The 23925-nt window shown below is 55.9% G+C and carries 22 protein-coding genes, 1 tRNA gene and 1 pseudogene; 12 read left to right on the plus strand and 12 right to left on the minus strand.

Annotation, left to right across the window (positions count from 1 at the left end):
* Positions 1 to 142 precede the first annotated feature (142 nt).
* From LOY53_RS03315 to LOY53_RS03330, 4 genes and pseudogenes are all read right to left on the minus strand, one after another.
* Complete coding sequence (locus LOY53_RS03315; protein ID WP_252826625.1) at positions 143 to 1438, minus strand: NAD(P)/FAD-dependent oxidoreductase; 1296 nt, start codon at positions 1436 to 1438, stop codon at positions 143 to 145.
* Between the two features lie 83 nt (positions 1439 to 1521).
* Positions 1522 to 1694: pseudogene (locus LOY53_RS03320) on the minus strand (DUF3094 family protein).
* A 132-nt stretch (positions 1695 to 1826) separates the two neighbouring features.
* On the minus strand, positions 1827 to 2456 hold the full coding sequence (locus LOY53_RS03325) for a DUF1780 domain-containing protein (protein ID WP_013970766.1): 630 nt from the start codon (positions 2454 to 2456) through the stop codon (positions 1827 to 1829).
* A 55-nt stretch (positions 2457 to 2511) separates the two neighbouring features.
* Entirely contained in the window at positions 2512 to 2943 is a 432-nt protein-coding gene (locus tag LOY53_RS03330) for a hypothetical protein (RefSeq protein WP_252826626.1), read from the minus strand.
* Between the two features lie 110 nt (positions 2944 to 3053).
* Here LOY53_RS03330 and LOY53_RS03335 point away from each other — a divergent pair, with 110 nt between their 5' ends.
* A complete protein-coding gene (locus tag LOY53_RS03335; RefSeq protein ID WP_252826627.1) occupies positions 3054 to 3734 on the plus strand; it encodes an energy-coupling factor ABC transporter permease in 681 nt (226 codons plus the stop codon).
* A 164-nt stretch (positions 3735 to 3898) separates the two neighbouring features.
* Here LOY53_RS03335 and yacG read toward each other — a convergent pair whose 3' ends face one another.
* Genes yacG through LOY53_RS03355 form a run of 4 tightly spaced genes read right to left on the minus strand, consistent with a single transcriptional unit; the run spans position 3899 to position 6796 of the window.
* Positions 3899 to 4099, minus strand: a complete 201-nt coding sequence (gene yacG / locus LOY53_RS03340) for a DNA gyrase inhibitor YacG (RefSeq protein ID WP_252826628.1) — start codon at positions 4097 to 4099, stop codon at positions 3899 to 3901.
* Positions 4096 to 4719, minus strand: coding sequence for a dephospho-CoA kinase (gene coaE / locus LOY53_RS03345; protein WP_027594559.1), 624 nt, complete (start codon positions 4717 to 4719; stop codon positions 4096 to 4098). Before coaE ends, yacG begins: the two co-directional genes overlap by 4 nt.
* A complete protein-coding gene (locus LOY53_RS03350; protein WP_258703591.1) occupies positions 4719 to 5585 on the minus strand; it encodes an A24 family peptidase in 867 nt (288 codons plus the stop codon). Before LOY53_RS03350 ends, coaE begins: the two co-directional genes overlap by 1 nt.
* Positions 5586 to 5587: 2 nt before the next feature.
* Entirely contained in the window at positions 5588 to 6796 is a 1209-nt protein-coding gene (locus LOY53_RS03355) for a type II secretion system F family protein (RefSeq protein WP_252826630.1), read from the minus strand.
* 217 nt (positions 6797 to 7013) lie between these two features.
* Here LOY53_RS03355 and LOY53_RS03360 point away from each other — a divergent pair, with 217 nt between their 5' ends.
* The 10 genes from LOY53_RS03360 to LOY53_RS03405 all read left to right on the plus strand — a co-directional run bounded on the left by LOY53_RS03360 (position 7014) and on the right by LOY53_RS03405 (position 15466).
* Complete coding sequence (locus LOY53_RS03360) at positions 7014 to 7424, plus strand: pilin (protein WP_252826631.1); 411 nt, start codon at positions 7014 to 7016, stop codon at positions 7422 to 7424.
* Between the two features lie 70 nt (positions 7425 to 7494).
* Positions 7495 to 7570 (plus strand) — tRNA-Thr (locus LOY53_RS03365).
* Between the two features lie 160 nt (positions 7571 to 7730).
* Positions 7731 to 9026, plus strand: a complete 1296-nt coding sequence (locus LOY53_RS03370; protein WP_258703592.1) for a phage integrase central domain-containing protein — start codon at positions 7731 to 7733, stop codon at positions 9024 to 9026.
* 288 nt (positions 9027 to 9314) lie between these two features.
* Positions 9315 to 10271: a hypothetical protein gene (locus tag LOY53_RS03375; protein WP_258703593.1), complete on the plus strand. Its 957-nt coding sequence runs from the start codon at positions 9315 to 9317 to the stop codon at positions 10269 to 10271.
* A gap of 52 nt (positions 10272 to 10323) precedes the next feature.
* Positions 10324 to 10587 (plus strand): AlpA family transcriptional regulator, encoded by a 264-nt coding sequence (locus LOY53_RS03380; RefSeq protein ID WP_258703594.1) that lies wholly within the window; start codon positions 10324 to 10326, stop codon positions 10585 to 10587.
* Positions 10584 to 11177: a hypothetical protein gene (locus LOY53_RS03385; protein WP_258703595.1), complete on the plus strand. Its 594-nt coding sequence runs from the start codon at positions 10584 to 10586 to the stop codon at positions 11175 to 11177. The genes LOY53_RS03380 and LOY53_RS03385 overlap by 4 nt, the downstream gene beginning before the upstream one ends.
* A gap of 552 nt (positions 11178 to 11729) precedes the next feature.
* Positions 11730 to 12011 carry a hypothetical protein gene (locus LOY53_RS03390; protein ID WP_258703596.1) on the plus strand — a complete coding sequence of 94 codons (282 nt, stop codon included), beginning with the start codon at positions 11730 to 11732 and terminating at the stop codon, positions 12009 to 12011.
* Complete coding sequence (locus LOY53_RS03395) at positions 12008 to 12292, plus strand: DUF3077 domain-containing protein (protein WP_258703597.1); 285 nt, start codon at positions 12008 to 12010, stop codon at positions 12290 to 12292. The genes LOY53_RS03390 and LOY53_RS03395 overlap by 4 nt, the downstream gene beginning before the upstream one ends.
* Positions 12289 to 15189 carry a DUF927 domain-containing protein gene (locus LOY53_RS03400; protein ID WP_258703598.1) on the plus strand — a complete coding sequence of 967 codons (2901 nt, stop codon included), beginning with the start codon at positions 12289 to 12291 and terminating at the stop codon, positions 15187 to 15189. Before LOY53_RS03395 ends, LOY53_RS03400 begins: the two co-directional genes overlap by 4 nt.
* Before the next feature lie 88 nt (positions 15190 to 15277).
* Positions 15278 to 15466 carry a hypothetical protein gene (locus tag LOY53_RS03405; RefSeq protein ID WP_258703599.1) on the plus strand — a complete coding sequence of 63 codons (189 nt, stop codon included), beginning with the start codon at positions 15278 to 15280 and terminating at the stop codon, positions 15464 to 15466.
* 15 nt (positions 15467 to 15481) lie between these two features.
* Here LOY53_RS03405 and LOY53_RS03410 read toward each other — a convergent pair.
* Positions 15482 to 16632 (minus strand): IS3 family transposase gene (locus LOY53_RS03410; protein ID WP_212624354.1). Its coding sequence is split into 2 segments (ribosomal slippage): positions 15482 to 16398 and positions 16398 to 16632, totalling 1152 coding nucleotides; the frame shifts between segments, so codons are not numbered across the junction.
* 129 nt (positions 16633 to 16761) lie between these two features.
* On the opposite strand from LOY53_RS03410, the gene LOY53_RS03415 reads away from it, so the two are divergent.
* On the plus strand, positions 16762 to 17367 hold the full coding sequence (locus LOY53_RS03415; RefSeq protein WP_258703600.1) for a hypothetical protein: 606 nt from the start codon (positions 16762 to 16764) through the stop codon (positions 17365 to 17367).
* Positions 17368 to 18561: 1194 nt separating this feature from the next.
* On the opposite strand, the gene LOY53_RS03420 is transcribed toward LOY53_RS03415, so the two are convergent.
* The 3 genes from LOY53_RS03420 to LOY53_RS03430 all read right to left on the minus strand — a co-directional run bounded on the left by LOY53_RS03420 (position 18562) and on the right by LOY53_RS03430 (position 23762).
* A complete protein-coding gene (locus tag LOY53_RS03420) occupies positions 18562 to 20823 on the minus strand; it encodes a pentapeptide repeat-containing protein (RefSeq protein WP_258703601.1) in 2262 nt (753 codons plus the stop codon).
* Between the two features lie 2 nt (positions 20824 to 20825).
* Positions 20826 to 21539, minus strand: a complete 714-nt coding sequence (locus LOY53_RS03425) for an NYN domain-containing protein (RefSeq protein WP_258703602.1) — start codon at positions 21537 to 21539, stop codon at positions 20826 to 20828.
* Positions 21540 to 22535: 996 nt separating this feature from the next.
* Positions 22536 to 23762, minus strand: a complete 1227-nt coding sequence (locus LOY53_RS03430) for a hypothetical protein (RefSeq protein WP_258703603.1) — start codon at positions 23760 to 23762, stop codon at positions 22536 to 22538.
* Positions 23763 to 23925: the final 163 nt, after the last annotated feature.

The following is a 23925-nucleotide window of genomic DNA, read 5'->3' on the forward strand; positions in this document are numbered from 1 at the left end:
ACCGGCGAAGCCGGTGCCATGCACCGCGGCGCCTGCATCGCCGGCAAGCCGGCTCCCACAGGTTTTGGTACCGCTTGCCGCAGCCCAAAGGGCTGGGTGATCTGCCACAAAAAAGCCCAGCCTGAGGGGCTGGGCTTAGCTGTCAGTGCAGCTTCAACCGCGGCTCTGTCCCACGCCCAATCTTGCTACCCAACATCATCATCGCTGTACGGAAGAACCCGTACAGCGCCATCTGGTGCATGCGGTACAGCGACACATAGAACATCCGCGCCAGCCAGCCCTCCAGCTTCACGCTGCCCATCAGGTTGCCCATCAGGTTACCCACCGCCGAGAAGCGCGACAGCGATACCAACGAACCGTAGTCCTTGTACGCATAAGTCGGCAGCGGCTTGTTCTCCAACCGTGCCTTCAGGCTTTGCGCCAGCATCGAAGCCTGCTGGTGTGCGGCCTGGGCTCGTGGCGGCACATTGCGGTCGCTACCCGGTTGCGGGCACGCGGCGCAGTCACCGAAGGCGAAGATGTTGTCATCGCGCGTGGTCTGCAGGGTAGGGCGTACCACCAGCTGGTTGATGCGGTTGGTTTCCAGCCCATCGATGTCCTTGAGGAACCCCGGCGCACGGATACCTGCCGCCCACACCTTGAGGCTGGCCTGGATCACTTCGCCGTCCTTGGTTTTCAGGCCATCCGCGGTCACTTCGCTGACCGCGGCATTGGTCATCACCTTCACCCCCAGTTTTTCCAGGGTCTTGTGCACCGGCACGCTGATGCGCTCAGGCAACGCAGGCAAAACCCGTGGGCCAGCCTCGATCAAAGTGATGTGCATGTCCTTGGGCTGGATGCGGTCCAGGCCATAGGCTGCCAGCTCGTGCGCCGCGTGGTGCAGCTCGGCCGCCAGCTCTACGCCAGTGGCACCGGCGCCGACGATGGCCACGCTGATTTGTTCGCTGGCCACATCACCGGCGTGGGCGCGCAGGTAGTGGTTGAGCAGTTGCTGGTGGAAACGCTCGGCCTGCTTGCGGGTGTCCAGGAACAGGCAGTGCTGCGCCGCGCCCAAGGTGCCGAAGTCGTTGGTGTTGCTGCCCACGGCGATGACCAACGTGTCGTAGCTCAGCGTGCGCGCAGGCACCAGCTCGCGGCCCTCTTCATCGAGCGTGGCGGCCAGTTGGATCTGCTTGCCTTCACGGTCCAGGCCGCTCATGCGCCCCAGCTGGAAGTTGAAGTGGTTCCACTTGGCCTGGGCCACGTAGTTCAGTTCATCTTCCGAGGAGTTCAGCGAGCCGGCTGCCACTTCGTGCAGCAGCGGCTTCCAGATGTGCGTCAGGTTGGCGTCGACCAGGGTGATGTCGGCTTGCTTGCGCTTGCCCAGGCTTTTACCCAGGCGGGTCGCCAGTTCCAGGCCGCCGGCGCCGCCGCCGACAATCACGATGCGATGAGTCATGGGGATATCTCATAAGGTTTACGGAATTCGTGGCCCGGGGGCCGGCCGCAAACTGCACGAGGGGAGGGCGAGCGCGAGGCAGCTCATAGCACCAGTCCACTCAACAGGCGGCTTATGAGGCCCAGACCAATGGTCACGGCCACCACCAGTACAAGGAGCAACCACGGCCGGAAGGGCCTGCGCTCGACTTGGTGCTGGGGGCGCATAGATACTCATCGACACGACGCTGATCTTCTGGATTCAGGCGGCTGGTCATGGTGGGCCTCGTCAGATAGACGTTTGTGACTGCGCAAACGCTACAGCGTTCAGGCAAGCGCTTGAAACAAATGATAATGCTTTCTATCTCTGGCGCCGAGTGTACGCCATCGCAAAGACTCTCGGCACTGGATCAAAGACTGATGCCCACATCGAACACAATGCTGCGCCCCAGGTTGCCGCGCAAAAAGTCTGGCGCATCCGGGTGGGCGAACAGCACACGGGCGAACGTCGGCCCGACCAGTGACAACGAGCGCCAACCCTGGCGCAGGTATTCGGTGGGCGGCGGGAAGTGAGTGTTGAGGTCGAGCACTTCGCGCTTGAGGCTGGCGAAGGCGATGATGTCCAGCTCGTTCAGCTCCAGCCCACGTTCACGGTAGTTGTGCGCCTTCTTGCGCAAGGTCGGGGCCAGCCGCCCCAGCAGCTCGGTGGCGCTGATACGCCGCGGACGTGCTTCACGGCGCACCAATTGCGCCAGGGAAAACGCACTGCGCCGGCGTTGCAGTTCTTCGCGCCACTCATCGTTGAGGCGGCGGCCTTCGTCCAGCACGAAAAACACCTCGAATGCCGCATCGCGGAACAGCACATCTGGCGGCTCCTGGCCGGCCGGGGTGAAGTCCTCGCTGCGGTAGGGAATGTTCAACCCTTGCAGCAGGCGTTGGCATACCCAACGCTCACGCTCCCATTTGCGTGCATTGGAGAGAAAAGCATTGGCTTGTTCGGCCTGGATGGTAAGCAGGCGCAGGTAGTCTGAGTCATCCATGCAGACAAGCTTAGACGCTAATCGATGACGGTAAGATGCTGTTTGTGCGTAGAAATCAGCTCAGCACCGGCCACTGCTGCACGATACCCAGAAGATGCACCAAGCCAAACCCCAGGCAGATCAGCGAGCTGACCACGATAAACCGCCGCGTGCGCCCGGTCCCGGCCAACAGCCACGGGCCAAGCAGCCCCCGCGCCAAGTAGACCAGGGTGATCAGGCACATGGCTGGAAGCAGCAAGGGCAGGCGCCCAATCAAGCCGGCTGCGGACAACGCATAAGCCGACCAGATCAGCAGTACCCCCGCGATGGCCGCTGTAATCAGCGCCGGATACCAACGCCCTTTCTCCGCCGCCACCGCCATGCGCTCACCCGCGCCGAACAACCGGTACCCGCGTGGGCCGACCCCGATAATGGCCAAGTGCAAAAGGCCGATCACAGCATTGAGCACCGCTGCCAACAGCAGCGCGAGATTGATTCCTTCCAGCATTTTGAATGCGTCCTGCATTGCGTGGAGGCGCCAGCCTACAGCAGCCGGAGGAAACGGAGAATGGGTGTAGACTCACCTTTATCCACAAGGGAGAGAGGGGTATTCGTCCAGTGATCAGTGCACAGGTGTTGTCGGGCACCAGCCTCACGTTGGGCTGGCTGGGTTACGTGCCACTGTTGCTCTGGGCCGCCAGCCGCGCCCGCTGGGTGGAGCTGTTCACCGACAGGCGTCGCCAACACCTGTTGTTTGGCACGGTGTTCAGCCTGTTTGCCCTGTGGCTGGTCAGGCGCGATTTCGATACGGGCGTGTCGTATCACTTCATTGGCATGACGGCTGTGACCCTGCTGCTGGACTGGCCATTGGCTGTGCTGGGAGGCTTTTTAGCGCAGTTGGGGTTGCTGGCGTTGGGGCGTCAGGACCTGGCGGCACTAGGTGTGAACGGCCTGCTGTTGATTGGCTTGCCGGTGCTGATTACCGAGCTATGCGCCATCGCGGTCGAACGCGCGCAACCGCGCAACTTGTTTGTGTATATCTTTTGTTCAGGGTTCTTTCCGGCGGCGCTGACGGTGCTGGTGTGCCTGTTGGCCGGGCTGGGCATCTTGTGGCTGGACGGGCGTTTTGCCATGCCGGAGTGGCTGAGTGACTTTGTGGGCTACCTGTGGCTGATGATGTTCCCCGAGGCGTTCATCAACGGCATGGTGATCAGTGCGCTGGTGGTGTTTTGCCCGGAGTGGCTGGAAACGTTCAACCGCACGCGGTACCTGCAGGCGCCGTGGAAGGATGACCAGTGAGTGGTGGTGAGGCCCCTGTGGCAGTAACTGGCTTCTGTTGCTTGTTCCGGCCTCATCGCCGGCAAGCCAGCTCCCACTGGTGTGGCGCTAACTTTTGAGTCTGCGCAAATCATGTGGGAGCGGGCTTGCCCGCGAAAGGGCCTCACAGCAACCCAGGGATCAGCTTAGTGCCGCGGTTCCAGGTCCCCGGAATACAGCTCATCTTCGGACTCTTCCGAACCCGCGATCTTGTGCTCCTCAGCCGCCCAAGCCCCCAGGTCGATCAGCTTGCAACGGTCAGAGCAAAACGGCCGGAACGCGCTTTTCTCGCTCCATTCCACAGGTGCGCCACAGGTCGGGCAATCGACGGTCAATGGCTGGCTCATGGCTGGCCTCCTCGTAAAGTCAGGTAAAAGTGGTGCAGACGGTCGATCTGCTCGTGCAGCGCCGCGAGGTCGCGGTCATTGACCACCACATCGTCGGCATGGCGCAGGCGCTCTTCGCGGGCCAGCTGGGCCTGCAAAATGGCCTGCACCTGCTCGGGGCTAGTGTTGTCCCGCTGCAGGGTGCGTTGCACCTGCAACGCCTGCGGGGCATCGATCACCAACACGCGTTGGGTCTTGCGATGCTGGCCAGATTCGATCAGCAAGGGGGACACATACACCGCATACGGCGATTGCGCCTTGGCCAGGTAGCTGAAAATCTCCTGCCCAATCAGCGGATGCAGCAGGGCCTCCAGCCATTGGCGCTGGGCCGGGTCGGCGAAAATCAGCTGGCGCAAGGCGCCGCGGTCGAGCTGGCCGTCGTCCAGCAGCACGCCTGGGCCGAAGCGCTCGACGATACTGGCCAGCGCCGGGCGACCAGGCTCAACCACCCAGCGCGCGGCCTGGTCGGCATCGACCAGGTGCACGCCAAGCTCGATGAAGCGCTCGGCGGCGGCACTCTTGCCGCTGCCGATACCACCGGTCAGGCCGAGAATCCAGGGGGTGAAAGCTGCAGTGGTCATCAGAATCCAAGCAGTTGCAGGTAAGAGGCGTATATTTCATCACCCCAGAGCACAGCAATCCACCCCGCAATTGCCAGATAGGGGCCAAACGGCATGGCCATGCCGATGGAATGCTTGCGCATCCGCAGCAGGAACACGCCCACCAACGCCCCCACCACCGACGACAGCAGCAAGGTCAGCGGCAGCACCTGCCACCCACCCCAGGCACCGATCAGTGCCAGCAGCTTGAAGTCGCCATAGCCCATGCCTTCCTTGCCGGTCACCAGTTTGAACAGCCAGTACACCGTCCACAGGGTGAGGTACCCGACCACGGCGCCGCACACCGCATCGGGCAAGGGCACCAATACGCCGAAGTAATTGACGATCAACCCAAGCCACAGCCCCGGCAGCACGATGGCGTCAGGCAGCAATTGTTGGTCATGGTCGATCAAGCTCAGGGCCAGCAAACCCCACGTCAGCGGCAAAAGCGCCATTGCCTCGACACTGGCCCCGCACCGCCAGGCCACCGCCATCGACAGCAGCGCACAGCTCAGCTCCACCAACGGATAACGCACGCTGATGCGCTGCTTGCAGGCAGAGCAACGCCCACGCAACGCCAGGTAACTGAAGATGGGGACGTTTTCCCACGCCCGAATCCGATGCCCACACTGGGTGCACTGCGAGGCCGGCAGGCACAGGTCGAAACGCGCATGCTCGGCCACCGGCAACCCCAGCACCTCCTGTGCCTCACGCTGCCATTGGCGGTCCAGCATGATCGGCAAGCGGTACACCACCACATTGATAAAACTGCCCACCAACAACCCCAGCACGGTCGCCAAGGTGATGAAGTAAGCCGGCTGCATCGCCAGGAAGGTCCATAAAGTCATGTTCAGATCAAGCTACCCAGCTGGAAGATCGGCAAGTACATCGCCACCACCAGGCCGCCAACCAGCAGGCCCAGGACCAGCACGATGGCGGGCTCCAGCAGGCTGGTCAACTGCTCCAGCGCCTGGCTGACCTGTTCCTCGTAGTGGCTGGCGGCTTTTTCCAGCATCGTGTCCAGCGTGCCACTGGATTCACCAATGGCCACCAGCTGCACCAGCAGGGGCGGGAACAGCGGCTCGGTGGCCATTGCCTGGTTCAGCCCCTGGCCATTGGCCATGCCCTGGCGTAACCGCAAAATCGCGTGTTCATGCAACTCACCACCACTCACCTTGGCCACCGTCCCCATGGCATCCAGCAGCGGCACCCCAGCGGCGTACGACGTTGCCAGGCTACGCGCAAAACGGGCCATCGCCGCCTGCCTTAACAGCGCACCGAACACCGGCAGGCCCAGCACCCGCTGAGATATCCACAGGCGAGCTGGCGCATGCTGCCGGTAAAGCTGGCGCCCAGCCAAACCCAACATCGCCACACCGACCAGCAACAGCGGCGCATAACGCCCCAGCCCTGTGGACAAGTCGATCACCCACTGCGTAAAAGCCGGCAGCGCAGTATCAAAACCCGCAAACAGGCTCTGAAACTGCGGGATCACTTCCAGCAACAAAACCGCCGACACCCCCAACCCCGTCAGCAGCAGCAACAGCGGGTAAATCATCGCCTTGCGCACCTTCTTGTGCAGGGCCAGGCGCTGTTCCAGCATGCCCGCCAGTTGCTCAAGCTGCCGGTCCAGCGTGCCCGACTGCTCACCCACCCGCACCAGGTTGCAGTACAACGTATCGAACCACCCCGGGTGGCGCTGCAGCGCATCCGCCAGGCCTAGCCCCGACGCCACATCCTGTTTCAATCGCACCAGCAACGCCGCCTGCGCCGCATCACACCCACTGCGCCCCATCACCTCGAACGCCTGCAGCAGCGGCACCCCGGCTTTCAGCAAGGTCGCCAACTGCCGGCTGAAGCCCGCTGGGTCGGTCTTCTCCGGCCGCTTCGGCCACCGCCACGCCAGCCCACCGGCCGGCCGCAAACTGGCCACCAAAATGCCCTGGCGCAGCAACCCCGCGCGCACATAAGCCGGGCTGCGCCCAGGTGTTTGCCCGCTAACAGCCAGGCCATTGGCGTCGGTGCCCTGCCAAGCGTAGAGGCGTATCGAATGGTTCATGCAAAGGTCCTTTTTTGCCCGAGCGACAAGCTTGGAAACAGCTTGCCGTGTCCATGAGAGGGCGTGCTCCCCTGATGCTCACTAGAGTAGTTCAGCGAAGGTGACGCCCAGGCGGGCAGGGGTGACAAAAGGTGTCTGTTCAGGCCTACTGCGCCGCTGCCAGCCTGGGGTCGAGAGTGACCCCAAATGTGTATGCGTATAAACAAGGAAAACGTTCATGAAAGGGCAACGCGGTATCACCCTGATCGAACTGATGATCGTCGTCGCGATCATCGGCATTCTGGCGACCATCGCCATCCCGATGTACACCAACTACCAGTCCCGCGCCAAGGCGGCGGTCGGGCTGTTGGAAATCACGTCACTCAAGCCCCCCATGGACCTGCGCTTGAACGAAGGCAAGGACGTGCTGGATGTAGGGTCGCTAGGCGGCCAGCCAGCGACGGCGCATTGCGCGATCAAAGCTGAAGGCAAGGCTGCTGACGGCACCGGGATCATCGAATGCACCCTGGTCGATGCCCCGGCCACAGTGGTTGGCAAGGCCATCACCCTGACCCGCTCCGCGACCGGATGGACCTGCACCACCAATATCGAGGCAGACCTGGCGCCGAAGGGTTGCAAAGGGGCGTGAGGGTAGTGCAATAAACGAAGGGAAACAGGGGTTTGCGTAACGGCTGCGGCAGTGGTACGTTGCGCTACACGCCGGTGTAGCTCAGTCGGTAGAGCAGCGCACTCGTAACGCGAAGGTCGCAGGTTCGATTCCTGTCTCCGGCACCAGAGACCAGTTTCCAGCAGTCTATGACTGTCTACGAACACCCAACAAAGCCCGCCTAGTGCGGGCTTTGTTGTTTCTGCCTGTCTCGTTTTGTCTCTGGGCATCTACGCCGTTTAGGGATATGGTTAGGGATATCTCGGTTCGACAAGGAAACGTATCCCTATGGCGCGCACAGTGGTGCCTCTCACCGATCCCAAATGTGATGCGGCCAAGCCTCGGGAGAAGGATTACAAGCTGTTCGATGGCAAAGGCCTCTACCTGCTGGTGAAGCCGTCAGGGGTCAAGACTTGGCGTATGAAATACACCAAACCTGATGGCCGTGATGGTTTAGCTACGTTTGGCAACTATCCGGCGCTCGGCTTGAAAGCGGCCAGGGAGCGACGCGCTCATGCGCTTGAGCTTCTTGCTGCTGGGAAAGACCCAATCGAGCAGGCGCGCTTGGACAAACAGGAAGCGGTAAACGCCCGGTCGAATACTTTCCGTTTGCTTGCACAGGAATGGCATGCGGCGTGCGCTCGTAAGTGGACAACTGGTCATGCCTCCACCGTATGGCGACGCATTGAATCTCACCTGTTGCCCACTCTCGGTGATCGTCCGGTCGCGGAACTGAAAACTCGGGATCTGCTTGTTCCGCTGAAAGCGGCAGAAAAGCGGGATACCTTGGATACGGCTGCACGCCTACGGCAGTACATGACGGGCATCCTCCGCATGGCGGTTCAGCATGGCCATCTGGAGTTCAACCCTGCGATTGATCTGCAAGGCGCTACGGCTACCCGCAAAACATCGCACCGGCCTGCTTTGCCATTCGAGCGCTTACCTGAGCTTCTCCAGCGGATAGATGCCGACAGCGGGCGCGGCCTGACCAAGCTCGCGGTGCAACTGACCTTGCTGGTGTTTATCCGCTCCAGTGAGCTCCGGTTCGCTCGCTGGGGGGAGATCGACATGGGAAGGTTGATGTGGGAAATCCCTGGTGAGCGAGCTCCTATCGAGGGAGTAAAGAACTCCCATCGCGGTTCGAAGATGAGCACGCCACACTTGGTACCGCTCAGCCGCCAATCAGTTGGTGTCTTGGAGCGAATCCGCGATCTCACCGGCCGATTCGACTTGGTATTTGCAGGTGATCACCATCACTGGAAACCCATGAGCGAAAACACCGTCAACAAGGCCCTTCGACGCATGGGGTATGACACGAAGTCAGAGGTTTGCGGCCACGGTTTCAGGACAATGGCTTGTTCAGCACTCGTTGAGTCGGGGCTGTGGAGTAGAGACGCCGTCGAACGACAGATGAGCCATCAGGAGCGAAACACGGTGCGCGCAGCGTATATCCACAAAGCAGAACACATTCAGGAGCGAAGGCTCATGGTGCAGTGGTGGGCAGATTATTTGGACGCCAATCGAGTGGAAGCGATCACCCCGTACGACTTTGCCCACCGAGATGCTGTAGCGAGCGACGTTTGAGACTTCAAGAAACGTACGAGGCATCGGGACCCGGCGATGCGTTACGGTCGTCAGTGCTCGTGGATCACAGCCATCATCGGGGTGTTTCATGTGTAACTCGTGTTTCGGGGGCAGTGGAACCGTTGAAAATCCTAGCCTCCGGACTGGAAACACGTTGCTGGTCCACGCGGACAAGCGGGTGTATCAACGCTATATGGTGTTTCGCACCATTGTTGCCTCTCGGCCCTGTCGGCAACTTTGCGATCATCTATCGCGCAGGCTCAGTTTTCGATCAAGGGGGCGTGGGGTGTGATCTGGTCCGAGAATGAGGTGGAGCAATTCACGTTCGAGCTTGCGAATACTGATATCAGTAGCCTGGTCGATGAGATCCATTTGATGGAGGCTGCTGTCGCGGAGGCTACACTTTTCCCTGCGTTTCGTGAGCACTTTCGCCAGGCATTCGATGTGATAAACGAGGCAGCTTCATATTGGCTCGAAGAAGACTCGGGGTATTCCAGTCAAGCAAGGTGGGTAATCCATGAGACGTTCAGGCAGCGAGACCTCATTTACGAGCGTTTGTGCTATGCCCAGTCTTTTTCGCTGCCGGATGTTGTGCGTGAGGTGCTAGGTCAAGTTGAAGTTATTCTTGGCTCTCGGATGGCCGCGAGCTATGCCTTCGCGCAAGCGCTGGACGCGGTTCAGAGGTTGGCTGATTGGATGGTGAACGTTGAGTCCGATGTGTACGACATCAACCCTGACTTAGCCGAATGCCTAAGGCTGAATGATCCCGAGTTTTTCCAGACCTTGGTTGAGCGCCAACGTCATACTCAACCGGGCAGGGAAGCTGAGGTGAGAGAGACTTTTGCACAGTGGGTGGCTGAGTCGGAAAAGGTGTTGATGCTTGCTGACCTTTATCGCCAGTCTGAAGTCGCGTTGAGCTCTGGGATGCTTCAACCAGGTAGTGTTTTTCCAGCGATGATCGATAAAATCTACACCGTGAAAAGTTCCGAAAGGGCTCGCTTGGCAGGCAAGGGGAACAGTCGGCCAGGTACTGCTACTCAAGATGGTAAGGCGAAGAAGCGGGAGCTCACCCAAGCCGCCGTTGAGAGGATTAAGAAGTCCTATCCTGAAATTGAACCTAAGGCACTGCTGTCCAGGTTGGTCGGCATAGAGGGAATCGGAACGCGGGACACGATTAGGGAAAATCTCAGAGAGCTGGGAGAGTACGGTCCTAGAAAAAAAAGAAAAAAGAGCGGACCGTGTTGATTCGTTTTTGAGTTTTTAGTCTGTGCCTGTCTCTGTAGATATAGGCACGACTATGACCACTTTCTCAGCAGCAACACCCCTCCATTCTGGGCGCGACCCACAGACCACTCTGATACGCATCACTGAAGTGATGGCCATAGTAGGGTTGGCCCGTCCCACAATCTACAAACTGATGCAGCAGGCCGAGAGTGGCTTCCCGCTGCCCGTGAAGCTGAGCAACAGCACCGCCCGGGGCGCCCCGGTAGCCTGGGTTCTTTCCGAGGTTCAAGCATGGACGCGTAGCCGCATTCAGGCTCGTGATCGGGTGGTTGCATGAGCGTGCGCCGCTATCACTTCACTGGCCCATTCCATGATCCATACGGCGCTGCGTTCTGCCTCTACAAGCATGGGGATATCAACTGGCGCCACAGGATCATTGCTGGCCTGAGTTGGAACGGCCGAACGCAGGAGGCGTTTTTCTTCAACCCTGATGGGCTGACCATCCCGCTACGTGCGAATCCATGGGAAATGCCCGCCTTCATGCGAAAGCACGGGATCCGTCGTGAGTTCTCCGCCATTGTTGGAGAAGGGCCGTTCGCAATGGATAAACAGCGCCGCTCTGGCCTCACAGCAAGTCAGCTGGCCGAATGGGTTACCTACTGGTTCACCGATGAGAGCTATCCCTATTCGAATGATTCAAAGGTTTGGGACGTCTGGGTAGCGAACGACCTGGAGCAAGAGCAAGCCACCAGCGAACAAAGCCATGCGTTCGGACGAGATCAGACAGACCTGGATACCTTCGTGGCTGAATGCGTTGCAAAACGTGAAGAGTGGCTTACTGAGGAGTACCGCCGCCGGTGCAAGGAAGACGCGAGGATCTTCGCCTGGCTGAAAGGCGAAGCGCACCCACTGATATCCGGCAACTGACAGCACCGGCTCGCACTGCTCAAACGAAAACGCCCCCGGCGGCTACCGAGGGCGTTGAGGTAATTCTTCATGCCTGCTCAATTTAATCTTCCATTCACGCTTGTGCAAGTAAGCGCACCTGTTGCGCTTCTGCTCGCTCGCGATTACTCTGTGACCGTCGCTGCAAATTCAGCGACCGACCTTGGCCGGTCGAACAACTCAAGGCGCACAAGCGCCCACCATACGATTGCAGGCGCTTTTTTTGTGCCCGCAGTTTCGTGTTATGGCGGCTGTGCGTGGGACACCTTCGGGTGTGCCGGGTGCCTTGAGTCCCGGTCGGCCAACCCGCGTACAGCCGTCACCATTCCTTGCTTGGCCGCAAGCGGTGATGGCTCCTCAACTCAAGGAGCAACACCCGATGCATGCCCTCAATCCGTCCAAAATTCGCGCCGCTGCTCACAGAGCAATGGCTCTCGCCGCTCTGCACGCCGACTCCAGCCTTCGTACCCGCCTCGCTCGCTACAACGACCATATTGCCAAGGCTCGCGCCCTGGAGAATACCGGGGGTGCGCAATGAGCGCTTCGCTGAGCATGGCCCTTCCTGAAGACCTCCTCTGTGTTCCAACTCAAGCCGATGCGGGCATTCCCATCGACGCCATCACCTGTGCAGTTGAACGCGCCAACGCCGTTCTGTTGTTGCTAGAGGACCAGTTTGAATGTGACACACCCCGCTTGGCGAACCACGTCATTGCCGCTGCCCTGTGGGACGTCCGCGGGACCCTGGGCCTGATCCGCACCCTCGCGATCCATGGTGACCAATCGACCCGACATTCGATGTCCGGAGGTGCGCAATGAAGACAACCTTTCAGATCAATACTGCCGGTGGCGCCACCTTCGCTCAGTGTAATTCGCAGAATGCGCCACTGTTTCGTGTGAATGCCGGCATTTCCTGCGAGGAGGCGTTGGAACAGGCCTCGTTGCTGATGGATTGCATCAACAAGCTCACATTTCGGGGTGGCATGGAAGATGACAATGAAAGCGTGGTGTGGGCTGCTCACTACCTCGGTGAGATGACGAAGGCAATAATTGATGACGTCGCCACCGGGCTGCAACTTGCCCAAGGCGGTGGCGCATGAGTGGAGTCAAGAGCAATACCCGTCGCCCCACCTTCGCCCAAGTAAAAGCTGAAGCGCTGCGACAGATCGATAAGGTGCTCTCGCATTGGCTACCCAGCGGCAAGCGCGTGGACGGTGGGAAGGAATACACCGCACCCAACCCAACGCGAAATGACAAGCACGCCGGCTCGTTGAAAATCAGCCTGAACAAAGGTACTTGGGCGGACTTTGCCACGGGCGATAAAGGTGGCGATCTAATCGACTTGGTGCGCTACCTCGACGGTGGCACCGATGTGGATGCTTGCCAGAAGCTCGTGGACTTTCTGCGCGTTGATGCCGGCGTGACCATGCCACCTCAGCCAGCCCAAAAAACAGCTGCTGCTGAATGGCAGGCCGTGCTGCCGATTCCTGCCGATGCTATGACGAAGTGCCCCAGCAGGCATCGACAACATGGTGCGCCGTCCAAGGTCTGGTGTTACCGCAACGCCGAGGGCGAGCCGTTGATGGTGCTCTATCGCTTCGATGAAGAGCGCGTTGAAGGTGAACCCAGCAAGAAGGTCTTTGCGCCATTGACCTGGTGCAGGCGTGGCGATCGTGGGCCGGGCCAATGGCGCTGGCAGGGGCTCGCGGAGCCTCGTCCTTTGCTACGGCTGGAAGAGCTGAGTGAGCGTCCTGATGCGCCGGTAGTGGTGTGTGAGGGCGAAAAGGCCGCCGATGCGGCAGCCTTACTTCTGCCCAGGCATGTGGCCACCTGCTGGCCGAACGGCTCCAATTCCTGGCACAAGGCGGACTTCACGCCGCTGCAAGGGCGTGGGGTTCTGCTGTGGCCGGACAACGATAACAGTGGCGCGAAATGCATGCAGGCCGTGGCGGCCAGGCTGGCTGATTTGGGGTGCACGGTGCAGACCGTCGACCTTGCAGCTTTCAAGCGCAAACCCGTTCTCAAAGGTGGCGCTCCCCACTTCGCTAAAGGTGGACGCTGGCTCGATGGTGATGACGCTGCCGATGCACTGGAAAAGGGGTGGACTGCCGAACACCTGGTATTGCTGGCTGAGAGCGGTGAACTGTTCTCAGCTGTAATTCAGAGCGATCAGCCTACGGTCGAGCCAGCCGATACGAAGTCCGGCAAGTCAGCCAAACCTAAGTCTCGCCCCAACCGTGACCTGCTTCCGACCGGTTTCCGCCTCACAGAAGACGGTGTGTTCTATGCGACCGAGGATGGTGAGGCACGCCCGGTGTGCTCGCCGTTGGAAATCCTTGCACGGACCCGTGACGAGAAGGGTCACAACTGGGGGCTGCTCGTTGAATTCGATGACCCCGATGGCGAGAAGAAGCGCTGGAACATTCCGGCACGCACCATGACGGGCGACTTCGGCAAAGATGTGTTGGGCCCATTGGTCGACATGGGTTTGCGCTTGGCAGGTTCGAGGTCGGGCCGGCATGCGCGCAATGATCTGCAGAGTTACCTGCAGGGCTTCGACAGTACCCAGCGGGCGCGACTAGTCACCCGTCTGGGCTGGCATAACAACGCCTTTCTACTGCCGGATCGTCAGGTTGGCCAGCACGGTGAACACCTGCACTTTTATGACGCTGGCGCTCAGCTTCCTCCGATCAACGAGTCGGGCACGCTGGCGCAGTGGCAAAGCCAGATCGGTGCCTTGTGCATCGGCAATCATCGATTGGCGTTTGTGGTCAGTACGGCCTTTGCTGGTCCATTGCTTCACCTACTGGGGCACGAATCAGGAGGTTTTCACCTCTACGGCGACAGCTCTGGTGGTAAGACCACGCACCTGCAGGTGGCCGCGTCGGTATACGGCGGGCCGCGATTGGTACGTTCCTGGCGATCGACCGATAACGCCCTGGAGTCGATCGCGGCAGCGCACTCCGATGGACTGCTGATCCTCGACGAGATCGGTATGTGCGACGCCCGCATCATCGGCGAGACGGTCTATATGCTTGGCAACGGCACCGGCAAAGCCCGGGCGAATGATCGCGGGCAAGCAGGCCGGTCGGTACAGGAATGGCGCCTGCTGTTTCTTTCGACTGGAGAGAAAACCCTGGCGCAGCACATGGCCGAGGCCAACAAGGAGCTCAAGGCCGGTATGGAAGTGCGCATGCTGGCGGTGCCGGCGAACGCCAGCAAAGGGTTAGGCATGTTCGACACGCTGTGCGGATTTGAGGATGCAGCAGCACTCTCCGACGCACTTAAGCTGCGAGTGAGCAAGTTTTACGGGACGCCGCTCACGGCCTTCCTGGAGGCCTTGTGCGCTCCTGGCAAGCTTCCCGGTTGGGTCAGCATCATGCGCCGCAGCGTCGAACAATTCATCGCACAGAACCTCCCCGCTTCGGCGAGTGGACAGGTGCAGCGTGCAGCGTTGCGTTTCGGCCTGGCTGGTGCCGCTGGCGAGCTGGCCACCGCCCTGGGCGTAACAGGCTGGCCGGATGGCGTGGCACTCACTGCGGCACGCGTTTGTCTGCATGCCTGGCTGGCTGAACGCGGCGGTGCAGGAAACATGGAAGGCGAAGCCATCATGGCGCGCTTGCGCCAAGTCATCGAGCGCTTTGGTGAAAGCCGATTCACGCGGTGGGAGTCCACCGCCGCGAAGATCGATGAACACGGTCCACGCACAATTGACCGCTTGGGCTTCCGCAAAACCATGGAGCACGGCATGGGCGACACCATGCACACCACCATCACCTACTACGTACTCCCAGAAGCGTGGCGATCGGAGGTGTTCCGTGGAATGAACATCACCGCCGTGAACCGCGAGTTGATAGAGCGAGGCGTTCTTCAGAGCGGCAAGGACGGAAAAGCGTCCTGCACCGTACGCCTTCCCGGTATGGGCATGCAGCGCTGTTATGTAGTGCTGAGCGAACCCAACACCGAGGCCCCGCTGGCAGAGGCTGTGGCGGCCTGACGGCTGCCAGCCCACATGAGGCACGCGCCGGCGCGTCCGGCCTCGCCAGCCGCTCAACTCACACCTCACTTCTATGGATGACTAAGCAATGCAGAGCCTTGAAAAACTGAACACCGAACGCACCCAATACCAAGCAGAACTTGAGGAACTCAATGGGCAAATCGCCCAATACGAAGACCACCTCAGTGACGAAAACTATGCTGAAACGCCAGCAGGTAAGGAGCTTCAGATCCGCCTGCGGGAAGTGAAATCGAAGGTCGGAACCATCGAGCACTGAATCGCCCCTGATTTCCTAGACACTCTCCAAGCTCAGAAAATAGCGTTTCTCATACTCTACTGGAGACAGCTGCATAGCACTGCTGTGTCGACGCTTTGGGTTATAGAACATCTCGATGTAATCGAAAATATCACTTCGGGCTTCGTCACGCGTTGCGTAGATTTTTCGTCGGATTCGCTCCCGCTTCAAAAGCTGGAAAAAGCTCTCGGCTACGGCATTGTCGTGGCAGTTTCCCCGTCGGCTCATGCTGCTGATCACATTATTGGCCTTAAGGAAGCTTTGCCAATCTGAGCTACTGAACTGACTGCCTTGGTCTGAGTGAATCATCACTTGCTGCTGTGGCTTACGTCGCCAAACGGCCATCAGCATCGCGTCGATAGCAAGGTCGCTGCACATCCTTGGCTTCATTGACCAACCAATTACTTGGCGTGAGAAGAGATCCAGCACTACCGCCAGATAAAGCCATCCTTCATAGGTGCGGATGTAAGTGATATCTGTCACCCAGACCTTGTTCGGCTCGCTGACCTTGAACTGCCGGGCAAGGTGGTTAGGCGAGGCCACTGTTGGTTTTCCGCCATAAAACGCAGGACGACGGCGATAGCCCGTTTGCGAACGCAACCCCTCTACCTGCATCAAACGACCGACTCGATTTCGCCCGCATGTCTCTCCCAGCTCACGCAGGTCATCATGAATTTTGCGATAGCCGTACACACCTCCGCTTTCGAGCCAAGCATGTTTGATCAAGCCAAGAAGACGGTTATCTTCTTTTGCTCGGGCAGATTGAGGCTCGGCCAGCCAGGCGTAGTAGCCGCTGGGATGCACCTTGAGGGTTTGGCAAAGGCGCCGCACCGGGTAATCCGTCGAGTGCTTCTTGATGAAGGCGTACTTCAGTTGCACTCCTTGGCAAAGTACGCGGCGGCCTTTTTTAAGATGTCTCGCTCTTCAGTCACGCGCTTGAGTTCTGCGCGAAGCTTGCGCAGTTCGGCTTGCTGCTCATCGTCTTGCTGACGCTGCTCTTGGGGTTTGCTGTAGAGCTTGATCCAGGCGTAGAGGCTGTGAACAGACATGCCCAGGCGCTGGGCAACATCGGCGACAGGATTGCCTTTCTCGGTCACTTGCTTGACCGCTTCGATCTTGAATTCTTCAGGGTAACGCTGACGGCTCATGGCTCCTCCTATTTGGGCCTCATTATGAGGCTTGGAGGTGTCTACGAAACCAGGGGCGATTCACACAAAGCCTCCATTATTGATCGAGACATTGCATGGTGGGACCGAAAAGCCAATAGCTCCGAGCTGATGGCAGAGTACAAAGTAACCATGAATAACTGGGCAACTGACAAAGTAGACCTAGAGGGCAAGCGCAGGGTGCTGAGTGCGAGGTTGGCGGAAACTAGAAGCCAGTCCGAAAAGGTGATTGCTGATGCTCGACAGGCTGAGGAGGAGGCCGCGCGGGCCTACGCCCAGGCGGTTGCCTGGAGCGACGTAGAGGGCGAGAAAAAAGCTGCCGATGATGCGCAAAAAGCGGCGAAGGCTTTGAGCTCAGCGATGGAGCATCAGCGCCGCCAGGGCTTGATGATCGCTGCCATGGAGCAGGAAATTGAAACGATCGACGCGCATATCGATGAGGCTGCTAAGGAGATTCTCAAGGCCGAACGCTCCGCTGTAATAGTAGCCCTTGAGCGCCTAGAGGAGCAGTGGGATACGTCGGTAAAAGCACTTCTTGATCTGGGGGCTAAGCTGTATGCAGCTAAGCGCTACATGGGGCGCGAAGGGATGGCTTTTCACCGCTTCCACGTGAGTAGTCAAACGGAGAGTTACACCAATTGGAATGATGGAGATTTAGCTCAGATGAGTCACAAATACTCCCCGTCGCAGATTATCGATATCGAGATTCCTGCGTAACATCAGGAAAATAAATCAGTCGGACTAATCGTCGAGTGCATTACTTTTACTTTGAAAGGTGATGCACTCGCTGTAAGGTTGTCCTTCAGAGTATATGTGGAGTCAATGCTTAAGATTTTGAGTTTAAACTATAATGTCCGTCGTCTAGTTTTTGATTCAGTATGCATAGATATGTATCGTGAAGTAGCAAAAAAAGCGTAGATCTCTTCGTTGAAAAATAAAATATAGAATAGAGATAGGTAATGTGTGAATACAATCTATGTGAATGTGAGTTCCGCAAACAGACCCGCGGTGTTGATAGTGAGGGATTCTGAAAAATTCTTGTTGAGATTCGAGATCGACTTATGGCAGATACTATTACCCAACTGAACGCTGGAGCAGCCATATTTCATGGGCATCACGCGTATGCTTGGCCAATGCGTAGAGGACAGCCATCCTATGATGCCCTTCTAAAAGGTCGTAAGGGGTTGAGTAGTGAAGCCCCCAAGGCGAAACAAATCCACCTTTTGGATTGTCAAACAGAATTGGTGGCGCTGGCCATGTTCCGTGTGCCTTTATGTATAGAGCCAAGCGCTTCATACGAGGACTCTCGGTGCCCTCTAAAAAATAATCTCGATACTGCACAACCGTTTCATTCTCGCATAGGCATGGCAGGTTTAGAGTATCGGGTCCTACCGTCGCGAGCTTGAAAGTTAGCGAGTGATACTCAAGCCATGAGTATTCTTCGACGCAATGGTGATGATCGTAAAATAGCTGTGTGATTACCGACTCAGGGAAGTTCGGTAGTTCTCTTTTAACTCTCTGTGCGTAGTCAGAAGCTAGCTCGGTCGGTTCGTCCAATTCGTTAAGTATTGGCAGTAGCTGGGAGGTTTCAAATTTAGAAATGGTCATTTGGTTATCTGCCAAGCTTGAGATGAATTTAGCAATTCAGGGGCGTGTCGACGATAAGAGTAAGCCATGACCCCACGAAATATGATGGATGCTTAGTTGTGGTGGTGGATGTTTCTGTGAGTATTTGTTTGTGGTCTCATAATTGATTCTAGGTATTTTGGTTGTGAAATGGTTGTTGACTGATAGATTTTTCGCAAATGTGTTGGTGGAGCTCATATCGCTGATAGGGCCGTTAGGCCCCACCAGTCTCTGTGAAATTTACTGCTGACGTAAATCTAGAAAAATCGTGAAACAATAGCTGTATTAAGTAAAGCGGGTCAGAAAACTATCGTACGATCCTTGTGCTGAAGCGAGGTGCATGCTTAGCGTCTGCAGCGGCTTGTTTAATCGGAATCGTCTTTGATTTCCTGAGCCACGATTATCGATTTCTTCTAAAATTTCGCTATGAATTAAATCTGGAAGCACGTAGTCGATAAAGTACTGGCCTCGGTCGCCGAGTTTGATCTTAATCACGGATTCGCTGATGTGCGTGCTGCGCATAAAATAACGCAAGAGTTTTTCTACGAGTCCAAGATTTTCATCAAGCGTAAGTGTTTTTTCGTCTGCGGTTTGATCAGATTCGTGCTCGAATTTGCAGCCGGCTTTTATTAATTGGATTTCGATTTGAGACGGCTCCCAGACTTCAACCCCGGCTTGCTCAAGGCGTAATGAATCAAAGGAGCAGTTTTTGAAGTGTACTCCGTCGAACTCGGTCGTGTCGTGAATTACAATTTTCCCAAAATTACAGTTTTCAAAGCTGCATTCGAAGAGCTTCGTGTTTTCGTAACTTCCGGGGGCGAAGTAGCAATCTTTGAATCGGATATTGTGGAGTTTGCAGTCGCGAAGACAATCGATGCCGAAAGAAATTTCCTCAAGTAAAAGCTCGTTCGCCAAGATTCCACTTAGCAGGCGGGAAATAAGGTTGCCACAGTTCTCTCTCGTATATGATGCTTGGCCATCCATCTTGCTGATTCTTGAAAGGAGGGCTGCAGCGGAGAGTCTCGACTCCGCTCCTTGGCGAGTAATAGACCGCACAAGCGCGATTTGAGTGTGCTCTGGCAAAATTCCGCGGCGAAGAATATTCAACGTTTCTGATACTGATGTTTTGTTGTCTGGGCTCATTATTGATCCCAAACCATCACCCAAGAAGAATTGTCTGAACTCGTCATGGTCGAATTCTACTGAGCGGTTGTTATCGGGTGAGGAAACTAGGAGCGCGTGCCCCTTTATCCGGTCTCGAATTTGCTGGAATTGAAGTGATGACTTTTTCTTAGATTCGCAGAAGTATTCTGCGACCATGTCCAGGTGGTCCTGCTTTAGGTAATCAGTTCGCGCTTCCCACATGCTAACGGCAATTAATGAAAGAAGTTCGCAGTGTTCTTCTACGGTTAGCAAGTTAGAGCCGATGTCTCCTGAGCGATCAATCCACTTCTCCATGGCTTCGCGCTCGATTATACTTTTTACAAAGACTGAGAAGAAGTCGGATCCCGATGAGTGAATTTTGTCGAGGAACTCTTCTAGCGGATGTGCTTCAGCAATATCTACTAGTCGGCGTACAAGTACTGGTCTCGTGATTAAAGAATGATCCTCACCCAAGCGCTCAGATACTTTTTCATAAATGTTTTCACTGTTTCTGATGGAGCGGTTCTCACAATATTGTAGGAACTGCTTCTTGCTCCATCTGTTTATTTCCAGTTTTGAAAAGCCGACAGAATAGCTGGAAATTGTGTCGTAAAGCTTTTCCTGTGATTTTAAATTTTCAAACTCGAAGTATGCCTTTCGTGCTGCAACTACTACTGATCCAGTTGAGTTCAAAGCCCCTACCAGTATACCCATTGCAGAAAGAGCCTCACCTGAGCTGTTCTCTACAAACATCTCCTCGAAGCCGTCAAATGCCGGTACAATTACCCCCATTCTAACCAGGGCGAGAAAAGAGTTATAGTATAGGAAGGGGAACCTGTACTTATTCTGTAAGGCACCTACAGTGATGTCATCAAACCGGAGGAAGTGTCTGCCACCTAGCATAATAGGTACTAGAAGCCAGTCTGACTTGCCGGAGGAGAAATTCCTCGCTTGTTCACGAGCTGCGCGGTTAATAAGGGACGTTTTACCCTCGCCCGCATCGCTCGTAATATAGAGAACGTTCGTCTCAAAGGGTGAACGTTCGTTTAGCGCGTTGAGAGTTGCTCTCAACGCATCATCTACTTTGGTCGTAGCCTCATCTGGCTGGGACTCAAGGGATGGTAGAAAATCAGCAGCGGGTGATACAAAGTTTTTGTGTTCCTGAATTTGCTCTAAAATTCGATTGCAAAGAAGTGGAAGATTAGCAAGCCTTTGTACGATCCATCTGCTCGCAGGTAAGCGGAGACCTGACTCTTCGATATAAATATCTCCTGAATCAGATACAATAATTGCGTCAATCAAGTTTCCGTTTATCGAAAACATAATTCTTTGCTTGTCGTAGAGAATTTCTTCTCCCGGGTCGGCAAAAGTCTTAATAATTGATTTGAAAGTATCGATCTGCATTTTTAGAGTACCATTTCTAGAAGTGTCTTGCCCGCCGCGATGATCGGCTGATTGGCTGCACTCTGCTTTGGATGCATACGGATTACTTTAGATCCGCGTAAAAGTAGTGTTCTCAAAGGAGGTAAAAAGTCGTCGTCTGCACTTATAAGCATCACATGGTGATAATCCTGAGTGCCTAGATACATCAAATCGCATGTTAACATTGTGTCGACAATTTTCTGCTCGTGTCGATAGATTAGAGAGTTGTCTTCAGTGCTACACCCTACCGCAGGACAGCTACCTTTCTGCAAAAGTTTTCGAGCTAACGGAAGTAAACATGTTTCCGATTTACATCCTGCGTCATCTTTGGAAGTGACCCGTATATTGCTGGGTTTGCCTTTCTTTCTATACGTGTTGAATAGATAGTGCGCTGGTTCTTCCAGTAGCGAGAAGGCAAGTTCCGCTGTGGTGACGATTTTAGATACCTCGCCGTTTCTCAGTTGAGCTCTGATTACAGCGGGGAAATCATTAAGAAGGTTGGCTGCCAAATCTTCAGAAAGCTTACTTCGAGCCTCTCCTTCATACCATCCACCATAGAGGCGAATCTCACAGTTACGAATGGGGGAGTCGATTATTTCTGATAGCTTTATCAGGCTTTTAGTGGCAACGGACAGTATCCCTTCCATTTTGTGTATTTTTTCAAGATTGTCGTAATCGATGCAGATTGCAACCTTCATGGTTCTGATGCCCTAAGTTTTTCTAGCCGAAAGCTTAAAGTTTTGGTTTGTTATGATTGTTTTTTTTGTGTATAGAGTAGTTGTTGATACTTGTATCGAAAGTTTACTTCTTCAATACCAGCCTTCAGAGTATTTACTAGGGTCATAGTCTCTCCTGAAGGTCTTGATTTGAAGCCAAAAGGCTGTTGGTTAGGGCACGATGCTACTGTCCATCCAACGATCAGTCTAGGCTCTCTTTCCTCACCCTGAAGCTCGATGGGCTTTGGGGCCTGAACGGAGCTTGCAACTACATGTGACGCCATCGACTGAAACCCTGCTCAACAGACGATTCGGCCATCTCGACAGGTGCTGGCTTAGCTCCGTCAATACTGCCAGACCTGTGATACTCGATGGCTCTACAAGAGACGGCTTCAGGGCATCCTGAGGTCGGTGTCAGAGTGTCCCTTGTCTCCAGTCGAGGTCAACCTGCGTAGCCGCATAGCCCATTCAATGAGTAAAAGCGGATTTTCCCCCCGACTAATATGATCTTACTGGTGGTGTGCATGGCGCTGGCATAAGAAGGAGTTGCAACACACAGTTACACCTAAAAACGCCGGCGTTACACGAGGATGAGTTCATCCGCCTGCATGTATTTTTCCAATGAATTCAATAGGTTGCTGTTAATGCTACACCCGAAACACATGAAACACATTGAATTCGCTCATACCCTCGCCCCATTGCCTACTGAACCTTCAGCGATGAAGATCGCTCAGGATTTTTTTGAGTGATGTATGCGGGAAACGGGCGGGGGACCCTAGAGAAAATCATGAGATACGGGGACGGGAACCCGCGGCTCTTCGTTAGCGAATGTCCTCCCAGCTTAGTGAACCGGTGAACGCGGTGAACTCCAGTGAATTGTGCAAATTTTCGAACGTCAACCGCGATCCTTACGGTGCTGGTAAGGATCGCGGTCGTGGCCGGCTTGCCTGGTAAGCCTTGGCAAGGGGAGATCTGCTGTCAGTCTCTACCCAAGTCAAAGGCGAGCAAGGAGATAGTCACTTTACGTCCACTGTCTTGGGGGAGGGAAAATACATAGCGGTCGCTCGTTTCATCTAAGCTGACCGGTCCGCTGAGATAGAGGGGATGACTTTTCACTAGGTCCCGCATTTTCTGGACCACTGCTGTGAAGTCGGCATTTCGGTTAAACATGACGATGGCCGTCTTTGTATCACGCCAGGTTAAGTAACTGAGTAATTGGTCAATGGTGGCTAAAAAGCGTTTATCTCCACCCCATATCTTGAACTCAGCTACAAAGAGGTTGCCCTCTTCATGGCGTATGAGGACGTCCGTTTTACCTTGATAGTTGAACGCCTCCCCTGTCGCTGTGCCGAAATGGGCGTTAAGCGGTACCAGGAATAGGTCCCGGAGCGATTCTTCGTCAAGCTTCCTCGTTCGCGATGAGCTTTGCTCAATGCTCCGACCAGCTCCACGAACCAGGCCAAGAATTGTTTCATACTGCTTCATATCAAGCGTGGGTTCGGGTGGACTCGCTGGAGTCATCGGCGGTAGCTGGGGCACGACTTTTTGTTTGACCGTTGGCGGGATATAGCTGCGTGCATCCCCAACCTTTTCTTTCAAACGAATGCCCAGCCCAGAGAGCTTTGAAGCATTTTCCTTTTGGGCGAGTAGCTTAGTGCGGCGGGCGTCTATCTCTGCTCTTACGGCATTCTCGATTTGCTGCTTGAATCCAGACCACTGGCGGCGATGCGATTCTAAGTATTTTTCAATGGACGCAAGCGTCGAATCGAGCTGTGCCTTGATGGTCTCAGGGGTTAGCGAGCGATCGGCTATGGTGAAGGCCAAATGTTGCTTGCGAACCTGGGCGCGAGGAGGATTGAAATCGAACGAGCTGGGACGCAGCTTAAAGATATCTGCCTCTCCTTGAAAAGGGACTTCGAAGTCGTACGCTTCACCAGGAACAGTTCTCATCTGCCTGTCCCAGTGATCCCAGACCTCCACCTGCCGCTCATGCTGGGATGCAACGATCTCATCTCGAAGGAGAGTGGGAATCTCAACGTCGTATTTTTCCACAAAATACTGGACTAAAGACTCGACATCAGTCTCCAAGAGCCTGCGTTCCGGCAGCTGGCTAACCTCAGTGGATGCGGCGTTTATCTGGGCTGAGATTGAGTGCGAACCATCACCGTCGCTAAAAAGGTAATCCCTCACTTCCCTACGGTTCATCAGCGTACCTACTGGTGTTGTCAAAGTGCCATCGAAGGTAGTCGCGATTCTGACGCGAATCAACGGTGGATCGGGAAGGGGGGAGCAAAGCTTCTGAATCCAATTTTGAGTCGCCACATCTCAAGGTGAATTTTCTTTTAGGGATACGTTTAGGGATACATTG

Source organism: Pseudomonas sp. B21-031 (assembly GCF_024748985.1).
In the GTDB taxonomy this organism is placed as follows: domain Bacteria; phylum Pseudomonadota; class Gammaproteobacteria; order Pseudomonadales; family Pseudomonadaceae; genus Aquipseudomonas; species Aquipseudomonas kermanshahensis.

Coding starts and splice junctions, on each gene's coding strand:
- yacG (WP_252826628.1), bottom strand. CDS start 4,099: ATGAGCCAGCCATTGACCGTCGATTGCCCGACCTGTGGCGCACCTGTG.
- LOY53_RS03350 (WP_258703591.1), bottom strand. CDS start 5,585: ATGACTTTATGGACCTTCCTGGCGATGCAGCCGGCTTACTTCATCACC.
- LOY53_RS03395 (WP_258703597.1), top strand. CDS start 12,008: ATGAAGACAACCTTTCAGATCAATACTGCCGGTGGCGCCACCTTCGCT.
- LOY53_RS03415 (WP_258703600.1), top strand. CDS start 16,762: ATGGCAGAGTACAAAGTAACCATGAATAACTGGGCAACTGACAAAGTA.
- LOY53_RS03400 (WP_258703598.1), top strand. CDS start 12,289: ATGAGTGGAGTCAAGAGCAATACCCGTCGCCCCACCTTCGCCCAAGTA.
- LOY53_RS03330 (WP_252826626.1), bottom strand. CDS start 2,943: ATGCTGGAAGGAATCAATCTCGCGCTGCTGTTGGCAGCGGTGCTCAAT.
- LOY53_RS03425 (WP_258703602.1), bottom strand. CDS start 21,539: ATGAAGGTTGCAATCTGCATCGATTACGACAATCTTGAAAAAATACAC.
- LOY53_RS03420 (WP_258703601.1), bottom strand. CDS start 20,823: ATGCAGATCGATACTTTCAAATCAATTATTAAGACTTTTGCCGACCCG.
- LOY53_RS03390 (WP_258703596.1), top strand. CDS start 11,730: ATGAGCGCTTCGCTGAGCATGGCCCTTCCTGAAGACCTCCTCTGTGTT.
- LOY53_RS03325 (WP_013970766.1), bottom strand. CDS start 2,456: ATGGATGACTCAGACTACCTGCGCCTGCTTACCATCCAGGCCGAACAA.
- LOY53_RS03355 (WP_252826630.1), bottom strand. CDS start 6,796: ATGAACCATTCGATACGCCTCTACGCTTGGCAGGGCACCGACGCCAAT.
- LOY53_RS03405 (WP_258703599.1), top strand. CDS start 15,278: ATGCAGAGCCTTGAAAAACTGAACACCGAACGCACCCAATACCAAGCA.
- LOY53_RS03370 (WP_258703592.1), top strand. CDS start 7,731: ATGGCGCGCACAGTGGTGCCTCTCACCGATCCCAAATGTGATGCGGCC.
- LOY53_RS03380 (WP_258703594.1), top strand. CDS start 10,324: ATGACCACTTTCTCAGCAGCAACACCCCTCCATTCTGGGCGCGACCCA.
- LOY53_RS03385 (WP_258703595.1), top strand. CDS start 10,584: ATGAGCGTGCGCCGCTATCACTTCACTGGCCCATTCCATGATCCATAC.
- LOY53_RS03360 (WP_252826631.1), top strand. CDS start 7,014: ATGAAAGGGCAACGCGGTATCACCCTGATCGAACTGATGATCGTCGTC.
- LOY53_RS03315 (WP_252826625.1), bottom strand. CDS start 1,438: ATGACTCATCGCATCGTGATTGTCGGCGGCGGCGCCGGCGGCCTGGAA.
- LOY53_RS03430 (WP_258703603.1), bottom strand. CDS start 23,762: ATGAACCGTAGGGAAGTGAGGGATTACCTTTTTAGCGACGGTGATGGT.
- coaE (WP_027594559.1), bottom strand. CDS start 4,719: ATGACCACTGCAGCTTTCACCCCCTGGATTCTCGGCCTGACCGGTGGT.